Below are 14,900 nucleotides of genomic sequence, written 5' to 3'. Positions count from 1 at the left end.
TTGACATTTTAAAGCTGGGTTAAAAACCCAGCCTACACCAAACTCTACTTAACTTTGATAGCCTACAACACCATCGCTGCAATCCAACCAAATATCAATAATGGAATGTTGTAATGCAAGAATGTCGGCACCACACTGTCCTTGATATGGTCATGCTGACCGTCGATGTTTAGACCAGAAGTAGGTCCAAGAGTCGAATCTGATGCTGGAGAACCTGCATCACCGAGCGCACCAGCCGTACCAATAATCGCCACGGTTGCCAATGGCGAGAACCCTAACGAGATACATAGTGGTACATAAATCGCAGCCAAAATAGGAATGGTTGAGAATGACGAACCAATACCCATGGTCACAACTAAACCAATTAACAGCATAATAAATGCAGCTATCGCTTTATTACCTGCGAATAATGACGCGGCACCATCAACTAATGGCTGGATCTGCTCAGTCGCTTTCATCACTTCTGCAAAGCCTTGCGCGGTAATCATAATAAAGCCAATCATTGCCATCAATTTGATACCGTCATTAAAGACTGTATCGGCTTCACTCCATTTAACGACGCCCGTCGCCATAAAGACGCCAAAGCCAAACATTGAGCCAAGCAAAAGTGAGTCGGTATACATCTGCACCACAAATGCCGTCACAATCGCGGCAAGCGCCACCAACGTTTTCATCTTGCTTTGTGTTTGCGCACTAGCTGCGGTTTTGCTTAACGCGTCACCCTCTAATACCTCATCATGCGCAGCTTTATCAATTGCTAGCTGCTGATACTGGCGCGGTTTACGGTAGCTGATAAATACGGCGACGAGCAAGCCTACGAACATACCCAAAGCTGGAATTGCCATGGCTTTGGTGACTGAGATGTTACTGATATCGACACCTGCTTCACCGACGTTTTTAAGCATGATTTGATTGAGATAAATATCGCCAAAGCCATACGGAATAAACATGTAAGTGGTCACAAGACCAAAAGTCAGTAGACAAGCAATTAAACGTCTATCGATGTGCATACGATTAAAGGCGAGCAATAATGGCGGTACCAGCAATGGAATAAAGGCAATATGAATAGGAATTAAGTTTTGGCTAAAGCAGCTCATGGTGATTAAACCTGCAAACAGCATGTATTTAATCATGCCACTGGTGCCGCCCGCATCAATGCGTTTGATCACTGCCCCTGCCAGTGACTGTGGCAATCCTGAATGCGCAATCGCTACTGCAAAAGCCCCAAGCAGCGCATATGACAGCGCAATTTGTGCGCCATTACGGATACCTTCTTGAAAGGCATTCAAAGTATCGGTCATACCCAAACCAGCGATGAGTCCGCCTGCCAGCGCACCGATTAATAAGCTGAGTACCACGTGTACACGCGCCAAAGACAGCCCTAGCATGATGATGACTGCCAGCAGTACCGCATTGATGGTCATATATTGCCTCTTATTCTGTCTGCTATAGCCTGATTAAGACCTATTAATATCTCATGGACGATAGATATCACCCTTGCCTCTAAACCGATTGACGCTAAAACCACCGTTTAAGACGCGCGTCAGTTTACCTTATTTTGCACACAAATCCTACGCACAGAACCCAATAGGTGTTAGCTACGCACTTCTTACCCATGCTCTGTATACATTGAATGTCACCTAATATTTAAAATTATGAATAACAATATGACTCGCAGTCTTTAGATAGATATAACTATTTTGCGCAGATAAGCGTGTGACTTTGCCCACAAGCCTTGCAATTTTATCGGTGAGCACCATTTATCTAAACATGAACCACGAACTTGACTTTACAAGTCTGGTGAACGAGGAAGAATATATGAGTGAACATAAAATTGCCCAAGACAATATCGACATCGATGTCGACGTTTCATCTACTGTTGCTGATGATCAAGAGCGAGACAGCGCGCCTGACGATACGACAGGTGATACAGCTGCAACAGCTGATCGCTTTGAAGATGGTGATAGCAAAAATAGTGATGATAAAGATAATGATGACAAGGACAACACTGTTGAAGACGATGACGCAAAAGACGATAGTATAAAAGGTGACGGTACAGAAAACTATTTACCACTACTGGCATTGCGCGATGTTGTCGTTTATCCGCACATGCAGATTGCCTTGTTCGTCGGTCGTGAGCCATCGGTAAAGGCCGTTGAATTGGCACAGGCTGAGTATGGCAATAAAGTTTTGGTCGTGGCACAAAAAGACTCGCTGACTGAAGACATTGATCAAGATAACTTGTATCAATACGGTACGGTTTGCCGCATCGTCAGTACCATGCCGCATGACAGTGATGAGAACTGCATCAAAGTATTGATCGAAGGTCAATATCGTGCGCGCGTTGATACTATAGAAAATCACGATACATTATTAATGGCAAGCTTTGAGCGTGCTGACCTTGATGTCAGTATGGATGAGAGCCAGCAGAAAAACACGATTCAAGCATTGACCACACTGTTTGAAAGCTACGCAGATGCGCGTCTGCGTAATGCTCGCGAGCTAACTCGTGTGGCAAAACGTATCGATGACTTGCTTGAGCTGGTTTATTTCATCTCAACCCGTGTGTCGATGGATTTAGATATTAAGCAATCATTCTTAGAAAATGATGATCTTAAAACCCATATCAATACCTTAACCGAATATTTGGTTAAGCAGAGTGCTGAGCAAAATATCGAGCAAGATATCCAAGAAGCTGTCCGTCAGCAAATGGAAGACAATCAGCGCGAATACTTCTTAAACGAGAAGATGAAAGCCATTAAAAATGAGCTGTCAGATATGAATGACGGTGCGTTCGATGGCGAAGATGACGTGGCTGAGCTAGAGCAGCGTCTAGAAGATGCTGACTTGCCAGAAGATGTGCGTAAAAAAGCGGATCAAGAGCTGAAAAAGCTCAAAATGATGCCACCTGCCTCGAGTGAGTCGTCAGTGGTGCGTAACTATATTGAATGGATTTTGGATACGCCGTGGAATGCGACGACCAAGGTTTCCATCAATTTAGACAAAGCAAAAACAGTATTGGACGAAGATCATTACGGCTTGCAAGATGTGAAAGATCGCATTTTAGAATACCTCGCCGTACAATCACGCGTGAAAAAACTGCGTGGCCCGATTCTATGTCTCGTTGGTCCTCCAGGTGTTGGTAAAACCTCGTTGGGTGAGTCGATTGCCCGTGCGACTGGTCGTAAGTTTGTGCGTATGGCACTTGGTGGCGTGCGTGATGAAGCAGAGATTCGTGGTCACCGCCGTACCTATATCGGCGCGATGCCGGGTAAAATTGTCCAGTCACTGGCCAAAGTAGAAGTTAAAAACCCGCTATTTTTATTGGATGAAATCGATAAAATGGCGCAAGACTTCCGCGGTGATCCAGCATCAGCATTGCTTGAAGTGTTAGATCCCTCACAGAACGATACGTTTAACGACCATTATTTAGATATGGATTTAGATTTATCGCAAGTGATGTTTATCTGTACTGCCAACAGCATGGATATTCCAGCGGCACTGCTTGATCGAATGGAAGTCATTCGTCTGCCGGGTTATACCGAAGAAGAAAAGGTCAATATCGCCCAGAAGTATCTTGTGCCAAAAGCCATTAAAAATAATGGTCTCAAGGAAGGTGAAATTGAGATTGTTGAAGCGGCATTGCACAGCATCGTCCGTAGCTATACGCGTGAAGCCGGTGTGCGTAACCTTGAGCGTGAAGTGAATAAAATCTGCCGCAAAGTGGTTCGCGGTTCGGTTGAAACGCATGGCGCACGCGCTCCGAAGAAAGCAGAACGTCAGCTAATTGTGGTCGATGACAAAAACATCGATGATTATCTCGGCGTCCATCAATATGACTATGGTCTGGCTGAAGAAGAGCCTGAGATTGGTCGTATTACTGGTTTGGCGTGGACGCAAGTTGGTGGTGAGCTACTTACTATCGAAGCGGTGGCGATGAAAGGTAAAGGCGAGCTGAGCTTTACCGGTTCACTCGGCGATGTAATGAAAGAGTCAATTCGCGCTGCGATGAGTGTGGTGCGTGCTCGCGGAGACAGTTTGGGTATCGACTACGAAACCTTTAAGACGACTGATGTCCACGTCCATATGCCAGAAGGTGCCACGCCGAAAGATGGCCCATCGGCTGGTGGTGCACTAACGACGGCGCTAGTCTCTGCTTTAACTGGTATTGCTATTCGTCCAGATATCGCCATGACAGGCGAGATTACTCTGCGCGGTAAAATCCTACGCATCGGTGGTCTCAAAGAGAAGCTACTTGCTGCGCATCGCGGTGGTATCAAGCATGTGTTGATTCCAGCGACCAATGAGCGTGATTTGGCCGATATTCCTGATAACGTTAAAGCCGGTCTGACTATTCAGCCAGTGGCAACGATTGATGAGATATTGAAAGTTGCTTTGGTCAGTATGCCAGTTCCGCTTAAGCCTGCGAAAGTAACAGTCGATAAAACTGCAGGGAAAGCGCTGCATAACTAATCTGATTAGTTACTAATCCAGTTGTACAAATTAAAGAGCCGCTCATCGTCATGATGGGCGGCTTTTTTTGGCAAAAATAAAGAACACTCTTAATAATACCTTATGCTATATTTTAGACAAATGTTTATTAATTAGGAAAGTGCAATGTTAAATCATTTAAGGGTACCTCTAGTTGTAATAAGCACATTACTACCCCTCGCTTTGTCAGGCTGCCAAACCAACAACCTTAATCATTCAGCACAAACCAGAACCGTTATTGACGATAAAAACTGGTCAGCGACCACGCTCGAATCCAGACTGTTTCAAACCACCACAAAATATGAGTGGCAATTAACCTATGTCAGCGATGATAAGGGTCGAATCAAGGCTTTTAACCAAAAGCTGCCTTTGATAATGGAGGTACATCCAAGCCTTTTAACATTTACAGAAGGCTGTCAACGTCACCAAGTTTCTTTTGATATGTGGTTACCATTACCTTACCTTTACGGGCAAATCAATGTCAGCGAACCATCTGATAACTGCACCACAGTAAACCATTCAATTATCGAAAACTTGAGTAATAAAAACACAATCAAAAACAAAACAGGAAATGTCGTAAATAGTGTTTTTATACCCTATTCAGATACAGCTTTCAGATTTGATCCAGTACTAGCAAACTCTGCACAGAGTTCTAACAAGACATTAAAACAGCTGGCTCTAAAAACCAATAAAGGAAAACACTGATTTTTTCGGGTACGCCCAAGCCTGAATATCGTGTGGCGGGCATACCGCTTACCAATGAATTATTAGAGCGATACCAATGGCGTCTTATTAGTGCAACTGACGATACCAATAAAACTATTAATAAATTTAATCGTCCAGATGTACCTATTACTGCAAACTACAGACTTGGTTCACATGATTATAGCAATCCTCAGCAAAGTAGTTTTAGCCAAGGTGTTGGGTTTTCTGTCGGATGCAATGGGGCTGGTGGGTCTTATGCTTTATCTACTAATCAAACGTTGCTAATTGATGGCAACCCTTCAACGATGGTAGGGTGTGGTGATGACATTGATGATATTGAATCAAGCCTTAGCCACCTAATGCTTTATAGCTCTAGTCAGTTAACACTGATCAATCTTGATAAGCAGAGAATATCTAATCCTTTTGATAATTCTGAATCCAGCTATCTCCTTACTCAAAAGTTAGAATCAGGCGAAACACTGATTTGGAAAAACGAAGTAAAGAAAATACCGTAAACAACTTTCAAACCCATACGATACTTACATTTATTAACCGATTGTTGCGCATTTGATGAATAACTATATCTAACGCTTGGATATACTGATTGCGGTATCAGGCAATATTTGAATACTTTAACTAAAATTATAGAAACTCATCATAAAGATTAAATATAAATGGAGATAATAATGAATAAGACGATGCTTGCAAGTGCCCTATTATGTGGTTCAGCGTTAGTAATGACGGGTTGCCAAACGGTCGAAGGTCAAATGCAAACTGGCAATCCACTTAGCCAACCTGCCTTAAAATCTACTATCAATGCAGTCGCTGGTAATAAAAATGAAGTGGGTCAAGTATTTTTACGTCCAGTTGATGGCGGCGTACAAGTCTACGGTAAGCTGATGAATTTGCAGCCAGGCAAAACGGTATCACTACATATCCACGAAACAGGCAGCTGTGCTGATATTGGTAAAGCGGCAGGTGGTCACTTTAATCCAGACAATAAGCCTCACTCTAATCCTGATAATATGAATGGTCATGCTGGCGACTTGCCTAACCTGACTGCCAATGCAGATGGCGTGGCTACTATTAACTATGTGAATAAGAAAATCTCTGTCGCTGATGCTGGTAAATATAGCGTTAATCGTCTAGCCTTTATTGTACATAGCGGTGCTGACGACTATACTAGCCAACCAGCTGGTAATGCAGGCGACCGCGTTGCTTGCGGTATCATCGAAAAGAACTAATAGCATCTGAACTTAGCTGTGATTGATAGCACAACTATGAATAGCACAAAAAAACCTCTTAGATTATCTAAGAGGTTTTTTTATTTAAAGCGATTGATGGTAAAAGTAAGACAGACTTACTCTTCTACCCATTTGCCATTACGCCAATACACACCCCAACGTGTGGCCTTGCCATTTTTCTCAGAGCCGATATATTGCTCTTTCTTCTTACGTGACCAGCGTAAAATGGTTGGATTACCATCTGGATCTTCATCTGGACCTTCAAAAAGATACTGGAATTTATCTTCCATTTTATCTTTGATTTCGCGTAGCTCAGCCAGCTTTGGTGCGCGTGTCTCGCGTACTTTCGGGAATTTAGACGCCGCCAAGAACATCCCAGCTGCCCCTTCACGCAAGATAAAGTAATCATCGTGCTTGGTTGATTTCAGCTCTGGCAGATGAATAGGATCCATGCGCGGCGGTGCGGCTTCGCCTGTTTTTAGCACTTTACGCGTATTATCACATTGCTGACAAGCGAAGTAAGGACCAAAACGTCCCGTCTTTAGCTCCATTTGTCCATCGCACTTATTACAGTCAATGGTTGGAGAATCTGAGCCAGGCACTTCAAACTTGCCTTCTTCTAAGACATAACCATCACAATCAGGATTGTTACCACACACATGCAGTTTCAAACCGCCATCGACGATATAGCCATTCATTGCCGTGCTACATTTCGGGCAACGCTTTTTCTCCATCAAATCTCGAACTTCTGCCGCTTCATCATCGCCTTCTGCCTCATCAAGATTGGCAAAAGCTTCGACGGGCATTAAATTCTTAGTGCCTTTACAGCGCTCTTTTGGCGGTAAATTATAGCCAGTACACCCTAAGAATACACCCGTTGAGCCAGTACGTAATTGCATTGGACGATCGCAAAGATCGCAATGCACGTCTGGTACGTCAGTTGGATCATTTGGGCGCATGCCGTCTTTTTCTTTGGCGCGATCAAGCGTTGTTTTGAAGTCGCCATAGAAATTATCGAGGACATCTTTCCAATCTGTATCACCTTCTGCGACATGGTCAAGCTTGTCCTCTAGCGCGGCCGTAAAAGTATAATCCATCAAATCTGGAAAGCTTGCAGTCAGTCTGTCGGTGACGATATCACCCATTTTTTCAGCAAACAAGCGCTTGTTCTCAAGCTTCACATAGCCGCGATCTTGAATGGTCGAGATGATAGATGCATAAGTTGATGGACGACCAATGCCCTTTTTCTCAAGCTCTTTCACCAAACTTGCCTCGGTATAGCGCGGTGGCGGCTTGGTGAAATGCTGACTCGGATCGAGCTTATCTAGTATTAATTTATCGCCTTTTTTCACATCTGGTAATAAGGTATCGTCAGTTTTTGCCGGTGGCATAACCTTGGTGTAACCATCAAATACTAGCGTACGACCACGTGCTTTTAACTCGACATCATTGGCAGCGACGAATAGATTCACTGACAAGTATTTTGCTGGCAGCATCTGACAAGCGACAAACTGCCGCCAAATCAGCTCGTACAGGCGGATGGCATCACGCTCAACCCCTTTAAGCTGCGTTGACTTCATATTGACGTTAGAGGGACGAATCGCCTCATGCGCCTCTTGTGCACCTTGTTTGTTGCCGTAGAAATTTGGCTTTTCGGGTACGTATTTTGCGCCATAGCTGTCTTCGATATAGCCACGTACCGCAGCAAGTGCATCACCAGATAAGAAAGTCGAGTCGGTACGCATATAAGTAATATGACCCGCTTCGTATAAGCGCTGCGCCAAAATCATGGTCTTTTTAACTGAAAAGCCCAATCGTGTGCTGGCTGCTTGCTGCAATGTCGAGGTGATAAACGGCGCACTCGGACGCGATTGCGTTGGCTTCTCTTCACGCTCTTTGACGATAAAGTCGCTTGAGTTAAGCACTGCTAAGACTTTATCAGTCTGCTCTTTATTGACAAGCTTAAGCGTTTTGCCGCCTTGCTTGGTCGCCTCTAAGCGAATCGCAATTTGCTCAGCGTCCTTTTTGCTACTGGCAACGTGAGTATCGGCATGAATTTGCCAATACTCTTCTGGTATAAAGGCGCGAATTTCATGTTCTCTTTCTACGACCAGACGCATAGCAACGGACTGAACGCGACCTGCAGAGAGACCGCGAGCAACCTTTTGCCACAGCAGCGGCGATATCATAAAGCCAACGACACGGTCTAAAAAGCGACGCGCTTGTTGGGCATTGACACGATCGATATCAAGTTTGGAGGGCTGCTTAAAGGCATTTTGAATGGCTGATTTGGTAATCTCGTTAAAAACCACACGCTCATACTTACTATCAGCGCCGCCGATGACTTCTTTAAGATGCCAAGCAATCGCTTCCCCTTCTCTATCCATATCCGTTGCCAGATAGATTTTGTCAGCGTCTTTAGCTAAAGCTTTCAGCTCTTTGATAACCTTAGTTTTATTTGGTAATACTTCATAAACTGCTGCCCAGTCATGTTCTGGATCGACGCCCATGCGCCGTACCAAGGCTTGCTGGGTTTTTTCTTCTTTGCTTAGACTGTCATCTTTTTTGGTCGTTGTTGGTTTTTTTGCACTTTTGCTTGCGCCAACTGGTAGATCACGGACATGACCAATACTGGAGCGCACGATAAAGTCATCGCCAAGGTATTTATTGATTGTTTTTGCCTTGGCAGGTGATTCTACAATCACCAAAGACTTGCCCTTTGGACTGCCTTTGGGATTACCAGCAGCGGGCGCTGGACTTTTTTTGGTTGCGGTTTTTGCCATATGTGACGACACCATTATTATATGAGTAAATTAAAAGTAAGAATAAATACAGCAGCATGGCAATTTATAATTGTGAGTTATAGTAGCGCGGTGAATCATTATAGTAATAGCTGCTTAAAAAAACGTTTATAAAACAAACAATAACCATAATATAAAGAGTCAGTTATAAAGACGTTACACTGCTAAGCATTACACTGTCAACTGTAAATGACTGAGAGTTTGCCAAAAGTGCTTGCATATTGCTTATAAATGGAGATTAAAAAATGATTTTCTACCTTGTAGCCGTTTTATAGGCGCTTTTGCATCTCTGACGCCCATTGTTCAAGCTGTTTTTTGAGCACCAACAAATCTGCTTCAATCAATTTTTGCTGATAAGCGGGATTGGATGAAGGACGCACATAAGCGATATCTTCCCAATAAATCACGATACTATTTGCCTTAGTCAGTAAACCTTTAACAAACGGCTCAATACTGACTGGCAAGTCTAGCGGTGCTTTATCCAAGCTAAAATTGGTTTTCTTGATAATCGTATTATTAGTGCTGTTATTAGCACGAATCGCACTTGGAATCGTGAGTTTAACATCATCTTTGGTTGTATCGACAAAACTACTATCTGGTCGCCATTGCCCATCAATCACTTGATAGCGCGTGTGCGGCAGCTGCACATCATCTAACACTAAACAGTATTGACCTAACATTCCACGCCCATATTCGTTGTCTTTACCTTTGATCCAATCAGGACAGCTCACCAGCTTTGGATTCAACTGCAAACGACGCGCGGTCATGCGCAGCTTATCCAAACGCTGATCGATACCGTTAGGTTTGAGCGCCATCATACTCCCTAATACAAATAGTACAATGATAACGCCAATGAATGTTCCCATGATGGTCCGGCCTTTTGGATAAATGAAAATGTACTAAAAAATAAAACCGCTACTATCTATACAACAGGCTACAACAAAGACAGTGATTGCCCAGCTAACTATAAAAAAGCAATCATTGATTGTTTGAGCAGTAACTTTTTAACCAGTGACTTTTTAACCAGTAGCATCCTGACAAGCGACTGTTTAATAAATGATTGTCTAAACACTGTCTACTATATAGAAGCTTATAATGAGCACGAACCGTTAAAAATCAAGCATAATGAGTTGATAATCACCAACCACTCACGTTTTCGAATCTCGATGGCTTGGCTATATGTGCTAACAGATCAAACACTTAACTCGAATAAAAAACAGCATAATAACGAGATACAAAAAGTTGTCAGCATCAAAAAGTGCTATGATAAACCATAATTTTAAACGCGCGCAGGTTTATTATGAATTATCTTCTTAAGCGAAACTCATCGACCGCTTCACTAGCGAGCAAATGTGTCCATAAACTCATGAGTAAAACTGGGCTTACCCTCTCGCTAGTAGGCGCTGCCTTATTTACCCTGTCAGGCTGTGCAACGACGCAAAATCTTACCCCGCAGCAATGTCAGGAAAGCAACTGGCAAGAAGTCGGCTATGCTGATGGCTTGCAAGGGCGTTCAGGTGCTTATTTCGGTCATTACGCTGATAGCTGCGCAAAGGTAGGTGGTCCTATGCCCAACCGCATACAATGGGAGCAAGGGCGACAGCAAGGTCTCAAAAGCTACTGCACCGAGCTTAATGCTTATAAACTTGGTCGCGAAGGCTACGACTGGCAGCCCGTTTGTCCGCTCGAAGGCATCGAAAAGCTAGAAGAAGCTTACGCGCAAGGACGTTACTACTATATTCGTCAACGTGATCTCGATTACCTACGTTCGCCTTATCCGTTTGGCTACGGGCCTGGGCGCTTCGGTTACGGCTATCATCCCTTTGGCTATGGCTGGTAAAAAGAAAACCCCAATGAGTACTTAATTTGAGGTTTAAGTACTCATTGAGGCTGGAGAAAAGTTTATTATTTTTGTTTTATTATTATATTAGCTACCTTTTTGATGGTTGGCTATCTAGCAAACATCATATGATAATCACGTTTTTTATAGACTCGCCTTATTCATTGACAAATGCTATCTTCGTAAGTCCTGCTTGACTGGCAGCGGCTAGCACTTGAGCGACCGTGTCATACTTACTGTCTTTGTCAGCACGCAATTGTACAGAAGGGTCTTTACCTCCAGCACTTTGCTGTTGTAACCGTGCCTCTAACTCCTCCATGCTAATCGCATCGCTGTCCCAAAATATCCCTGCGTCTTTATCGATGCTAATTTGAATAGCCTCTGGTGGCGCCTCATTTAACGCAGCACTGGTCTTCGGCAACTCTAGTGGCACTGTCGGATTCAGTACGGTCGCCGTCAATAGAAATATAATCATCAATACCAGCATGATGTCGATAAGCGGAATGAGGTTCATCTCACTCATACTTTGACTGTCATCATCACCCAATTGAAATGCCATAATTACTCTCAATACATTTGGTTATTCGCAATATAGCTCGCTTGACTATCGCCTAACGGACTGTCCCATCAATGGATAATCGTTAAGGCTGCGACGTGGCTGAATTATGATAATGAGTCACTTGCTGAGCATCTGCTGTGTTTGAGTGCATACCCTTTGCTAACGAATCTTGGGTAACAGTCGATTTGCTGTCCGTTAACGGCTGCTGGGTAACAACCATTTCGGCAGAACGTGCTAATAAGTCATGCGCTCTATCGTTGGCGTGATACATCACACGGCGATTGATACGCACTGCAAGGTTATAAAACACCACGGCTGGAATCGCCACGGCGATCCCCAAACCTGTCATGATAAGTGCCTCACCGACTGGCCCTGCCACTTGTCCCAAACCCGCTTGCCCACTCATGCCAATGTTATGTAGCGCATGAAAAATTCCCCATACCGTCCCAAACAAACCGATAAATGGCGCAATTGCGGCCGTCGTCCCAAGAATAGGTAAGCCGCGCTCACTGGCAAAACGGTAACGACCAATATGCTTGAGCAAGATCTGCTCAGTAACCAAACGCCGAGTAGTGGCATCTGCTGCTATCATCTCAGCCTGTTTTACTTGAATCTGCTGACTCAAATCATCTGCAACATTGGCGGCCAATTTGCGGCTTTGTAGCACACGAATAATGCCAGTCACCCAAGAAAGAATAGATAAAGCAAGCAACAAAAAGAACAAGGTTTTTGTCACCATGTCGCTGATTTGCCAGTATTGCATAAAGTCCATGTCAGACTCCTTAGTGTTTAATGCCATTACATGATAATGCTGTGCAGAGCGCCGCCAGCCTCATCATGACAGTTATGAATGAGTATTTTTTGAACAAATTATTTGAATACTAGTATTAGTCTACGACATGGCTTACTGGTAGAGTCACAACACCTACCACGGGCACGCCATTTTTAATAAAAGGTCTGAACCTAGCAGAGTGCATCTTCTTTACCGCCTCTTTGTCTACTATACTATTGCCTGATTTTCCAACTAAAAGCACATCACTAACCCGGCCCTGTTTATCCACCGTCACTTTCAATAGTACATTAAAAGTATCACCCGTCTTGGCCCTTCTTAGAACAGAATCAGGAACACTAAATCGTGGTGTCTTTATCATCTCCGCATCACCAGCAGTAAAGCTCACAGGTTCATTACTTGCAGCGGCTGCTGCTTTTTGCGCGGCATCTTTAGCCGCTTTGTCTTCTGCTGCTTTTCTGGCATTCGCTTCGGCTTGAGCCTCTCGGGCAGCCTTGGCATCGGCTATTCTCTTAGCGTCTTGCACTGCTCTATCATGGGCTTCTTGAGCGGCCTTTTGTGATTCTGCTGCTAGCATTTTACGTCGTTCTTCAGCTTCACGTTGACTATCAGCCATTGAGGTATCGACTTTTGATTCTACTATTGGCTTTTTCGACACCTCTTTTTTAATAATATCAGGCTTCTTTTTTTCTACTTTTACGACAGGTGCTATATCAGCCTTTTTGGCTTTTACCACCGGTTTTTCTGGTGTATTTTGCTTAGCCTTCACTACTGGAGCTACTTTAGGTTTTGACGGTGCTTGTTTTTTAGGTTCAGGTTTTGACTCTGTTTTAGGCGCTGCTTTTTTGGGCGTTACTTCCTGAACTTTTTCTACTTCAGGGATGACCGTTTTGACAGGTAATGTCACCATCTCTATCTCGATAGGTGGTGTGTCTTTTTTTGGTTCAACTTTTATCTCAGGCGTCTTGATCGCCACCAATGCAACTGCCGTCAGCACGTGCAAGCCCACCACTATAATAATGGCTGCGAGTATCAATTTAAGTGGTGGCGCGTCTAAATCCGTTGAACTCATAACACCCTAATATTCATTAACCGAGGTAGAATGGCGTAGATAATAATGCAAACGATAATTATTATCAATAATAAATTTATAATAATTTTGCTTAGCAGGCAAATGATCGGCTAATCATTTAGCGTTATTAATAAGCAAAATTTGCTTAGTCATTCGACCACCCTTTCTCAAATATCGCTATGCATGCTTATTGTGCCAAGGCAGTCAAACCCCATGTAATAAAGTGACGTAATAAAAACCATTATCATTTGTATTGATAATGAGTCTCAATTAATTTATCATAGCCCCTAATCGACTGCGAATCTTTAAGATTACAAAATCTCAAGATATTAAGGCATGTTGAACATCTCAATAGCTAAGCGTAAAAACAACCAATGAAAAATCATAACGTCAAAAGTAATACCGTCAAGCATTGTATGGTGTGAAGCATCACATCGATGAAGTTCTTTTTACTTTTATATGACCGATTATTTGATACATCCTTTGTCCAACCAGCTGATATACCGAGTTATTTATGTCTATTATTTTATTGCCTAACCGCTCTACTCCTTTTTTCAAACGCCCTTTACTGACTGCTATGGTGACCGCTCTAGTTGCTACGATCAGTGTGACAGGTTGTAGCTCACCTGAATCTAACGACTCCGAGCCCGCTGACGCTAAAACTGAAAATCAAACAGCAGATCATGCCTCGAATGTCGCTAATAACGATGCGGTCTCTGTTGAAAAAATCACGGTCGACACGGTAAAAGGTAATGTCGACTTGGCAATGAATCCATCACCGTTGGTGGTCTATGATATGACGTTGATGCAGGATTTGGCTGCGCTTGATGTTGCTGTCGATGGTATGCCAAGCGGTCTAAAATTAGACAATTTACAGTCTAAGACACAGCCTGAACCAAAAACTGTCGGCACCGTATTTGAGCCAGATCTTGAGGCGTTGAACGCGATGCAGCCGCAAGCTATCTTGGTCGGCTCACGCATGGCAGAAAAATATGATGCGCTGTCTAGTATTGCGCCAACGCTCGACATGACGATTGATACGGCAAATATCTATGCATCGAGCAAGCAGCGTTTGCATGATTTGGGTGCATTATTCGGTAAAAGTGCTCAAGCAGCGAAACTGCAAGGCAATATCGACGGGCTCATTGATGAGACCAAAGCATTAACCAAAGATAAAGGTAAAGGCTTAGTGGTCATGGTCAATGGCAATAAGCTGTCTGCCTATGGCGACAAATCACGCTACGGTTTTATCCATACCGTGCTGGATATTCCAATGGCAGATGACCAAATCGCCGATGCGCGCCACGGTCAGCCAATCTCGTTTGAATACATCCAAAAAACCAATCCAGACTGGTTATTCGTCGTCGATCGCAGTGCCGCCATTGGTGAAGATGGTGC

At 43.6% G+C, this 14,900-nt stretch carries 12 protein-coding genes; 6 read left to right on the top strand and 6 right to left on the bottom strand.

Annotated features, from left to right (window positions below):
* Positions 1–62 precede the first annotated feature (62 nt).
* Complete coding sequence (locus ACI2JM_RS08235; protein ID WP_404643480.1) at positions 63–1,424, bottom strand: Na+/H+ antiporter family protein; 1,362 nt, start codon at positions 1,422–1,424, stop codon at positions 63–65.
* A 616-nt stretch (positions 1,425–2,040) separates the two neighbouring features.
* On the opposite strand from ACI2JM_RS08235, the gene lon reads away from it, so the two are divergent.
* The 4 genes from lon (at position 2,041) to ACI2JM_RS08215 (ending at position 6,440) form a co-directional block, all read left to right on the top strand.
* Complete coding sequence (gene lon / locus ACI2JM_RS08230; RefSeq protein ID WP_404643734.1) at positions 2,041–4,473, top strand: endopeptidase La; 2,433 nt, start codon at positions 2,041–2,043, stop codon at positions 4,471–4,473.
* Positions 4,474–4,617: 144 nt separating this feature from the next.
* Complete coding sequence (locus tag ACI2JM_RS08225; RefSeq protein WP_404643478.1) at positions 4,618–5,196, top strand: hypothetical protein; 579 nt, start codon at positions 4,618–4,620, stop codon at positions 5,194–5,196.
* A 32-nt stretch (positions 5,197–5,228) separates the two neighbouring features.
* On the top strand, positions 5,229–5,711 hold the full coding sequence (locus ACI2JM_RS08220; protein ID WP_404643477.1) for a hypothetical protein: 483 nt from the start codon (positions 5,229–5,231) through the stop codon (positions 5,709–5,711).
* Between the two features lie 171 nt (positions 5,712–5,882).
* Positions 5,883–6,440: a superoxide dismutase family protein gene (locus ACI2JM_RS08215; RefSeq protein WP_404643475.1), complete on the top strand. Its 558-nt coding sequence runs from the start codon at positions 5,883–5,885 to the stop codon at positions 6,438–6,440.
* Positions 6,441–6,556: 116 nt separating this feature from the next.
* Here ACI2JM_RS08215 and topA read toward each other — a convergent pair whose 3' ends face one another.
* Both topA and ACI2JM_RS08205 read right to left on the bottom strand, forming a co-directional pair.
* Complete coding sequence (gene topA / locus ACI2JM_RS08210) at positions 6,557–9,223, bottom strand: type I DNA topoisomerase (RefSeq protein ID WP_404643473.1); 2,667 nt, start codon at positions 9,221–9,223, stop codon at positions 6,557–6,559.
* Between the two features lie 287 nt (positions 9,224–9,510).
* Positions 9,511–10,107 carry a hypothetical protein gene (locus tag ACI2JM_RS08205; RefSeq protein WP_087814414.1) on the bottom strand — a complete coding sequence of 199 codons (597 nt, stop codon included), beginning with the start codon at positions 10,105–10,107 and terminating at the stop codon, positions 9,511–9,513.
* Positions 10,108–10,607: 500 nt separating this feature from the next.
* Here ACI2JM_RS08205 and ACI2JM_RS08200 point away from each other — a divergent pair, with 500 nt between their 5' ends.
* On the top strand, positions 10,608–11,081 hold the full coding sequence (locus ACI2JM_RS08200) for a DUF2799 domain-containing protein (protein WP_109589456.1): 474 nt from the start codon (positions 10,608–10,610) through the stop codon (positions 11,079–11,081).
* A 157-nt stretch (positions 11,082–11,238) separates the two neighbouring features.
* Here ACI2JM_RS08200 and ACI2JM_RS08195 read toward each other — a convergent pair whose 3' ends face one another.
* From ACI2JM_RS08195 to ACI2JM_RS08185, 3 genes are all read right to left on the bottom strand, one after another.
* Positions 11,239–11,640 (bottom strand): biopolymer transporter ExbD, encoded by a 402-nt coding sequence (locus ACI2JM_RS08195; protein ID WP_045444454.1) that lies wholly within the window; start codon positions 11,638–11,640, stop codon positions 11,239–11,241.
* Positions 11,641–11,722: 82 nt separating this feature from the next.
* A complete protein-coding gene (locus tag ACI2JM_RS08190) occupies positions 11,723–12,412 on the bottom strand; it encodes a MotA/TolQ/ExbB proton channel family protein (protein WP_201560368.1) in 690 nt (229 codons plus the stop codon).
* 115 nt (positions 12,413–12,527) lie between these two features.
* Entirely contained in the window at positions 12,528–13,502 is a 975-nt protein-coding gene (locus ACI2JM_RS08185) for a TonB family protein (protein ID WP_404643470.1), read from the bottom strand.
* A 514-nt stretch (positions 13,503–14,016) separates the two neighbouring features.
* On the opposite strand from ACI2JM_RS08185, the gene ACI2JM_RS08180 reads away from it, so the two are divergent.
* A partial coding sequence (locus ACI2JM_RS08180; protein WP_404643468.1) for a siderophore ABC transporter substrate-binding protein occupies positions 14,017–14,900 on the top strand: 884 nt, incomplete at its 3' end.

The organism is Psychrobacter sp. NPDC064578, assembly GCF_044901245.1.
In the GTDB taxonomy this organism is placed as follows: Bacteria; Pseudomonadota; Gammaproteobacteria; order Pseudomonadales; family Moraxellaceae; genus Psychrobacter; species Psychrobacter cibarius_C.
This window is presented reverse-complemented; position numbering and strand designations above follow the sequence as displayed.

Coding starts and splice junctions, on each gene's coding strand:
- ACI2JM_RS08235 (WP_404643480.1), bottom strand. CDS start 1,424: ATGACCATCAATGCGGTACTGCTGGCAGTCATCATCATGCTAGGGCTG.
- ACI2JM_RS08215 (WP_404643475.1), top strand. CDS start 5,883: ATGAATAAGACGATGCTTGCAAGTGCCCTATTATGTGGTTCAGCGTTA.
- ACI2JM_RS08190 (WP_201560368.1), bottom strand. CDS start 12,412: ATGGACTTTATGCAATACTGGCAAATCAGCGACATGGTGACAAAAACC.
- ACI2JM_RS08200 (WP_109589456.1), top strand. CDS start 10,608: ATGAGTAAAACTGGGCTTACCCTCTCGCTAGTAGGCGCTGCCTTATTT.
- ACI2JM_RS08205 (WP_087814414.1), bottom strand. CDS start 10,107: ATGGGAACATTCATTGGCGTTATCATTGTACTATTTGTATTAGGGAGT.
- topA (WP_404643473.1), bottom strand. CDS start 9,223: ATGGCAAAAACCGCAACCAAAAAAAGTCCAGCGCCCGCTGCTGGTAAT.
- ACI2JM_RS08225 (WP_404643478.1), top strand. CDS start 4,618: ATGTTAAATCATTTAAGGGTACCTCTAGTTGTAATAAGCACATTACTA.
- ACI2JM_RS08195 (WP_045444454.1), bottom strand. CDS start 11,640: ATGGCATTTCAATTGGGTGATGATGACAGTCAAAGTATGAGTGAGATG.
- ACI2JM_RS08185 (WP_404643470.1), bottom strand. CDS start 13,502: ATGAGTTCAACGGATTTAGACGCGCCACCACTTAAATTGATACTCGCA.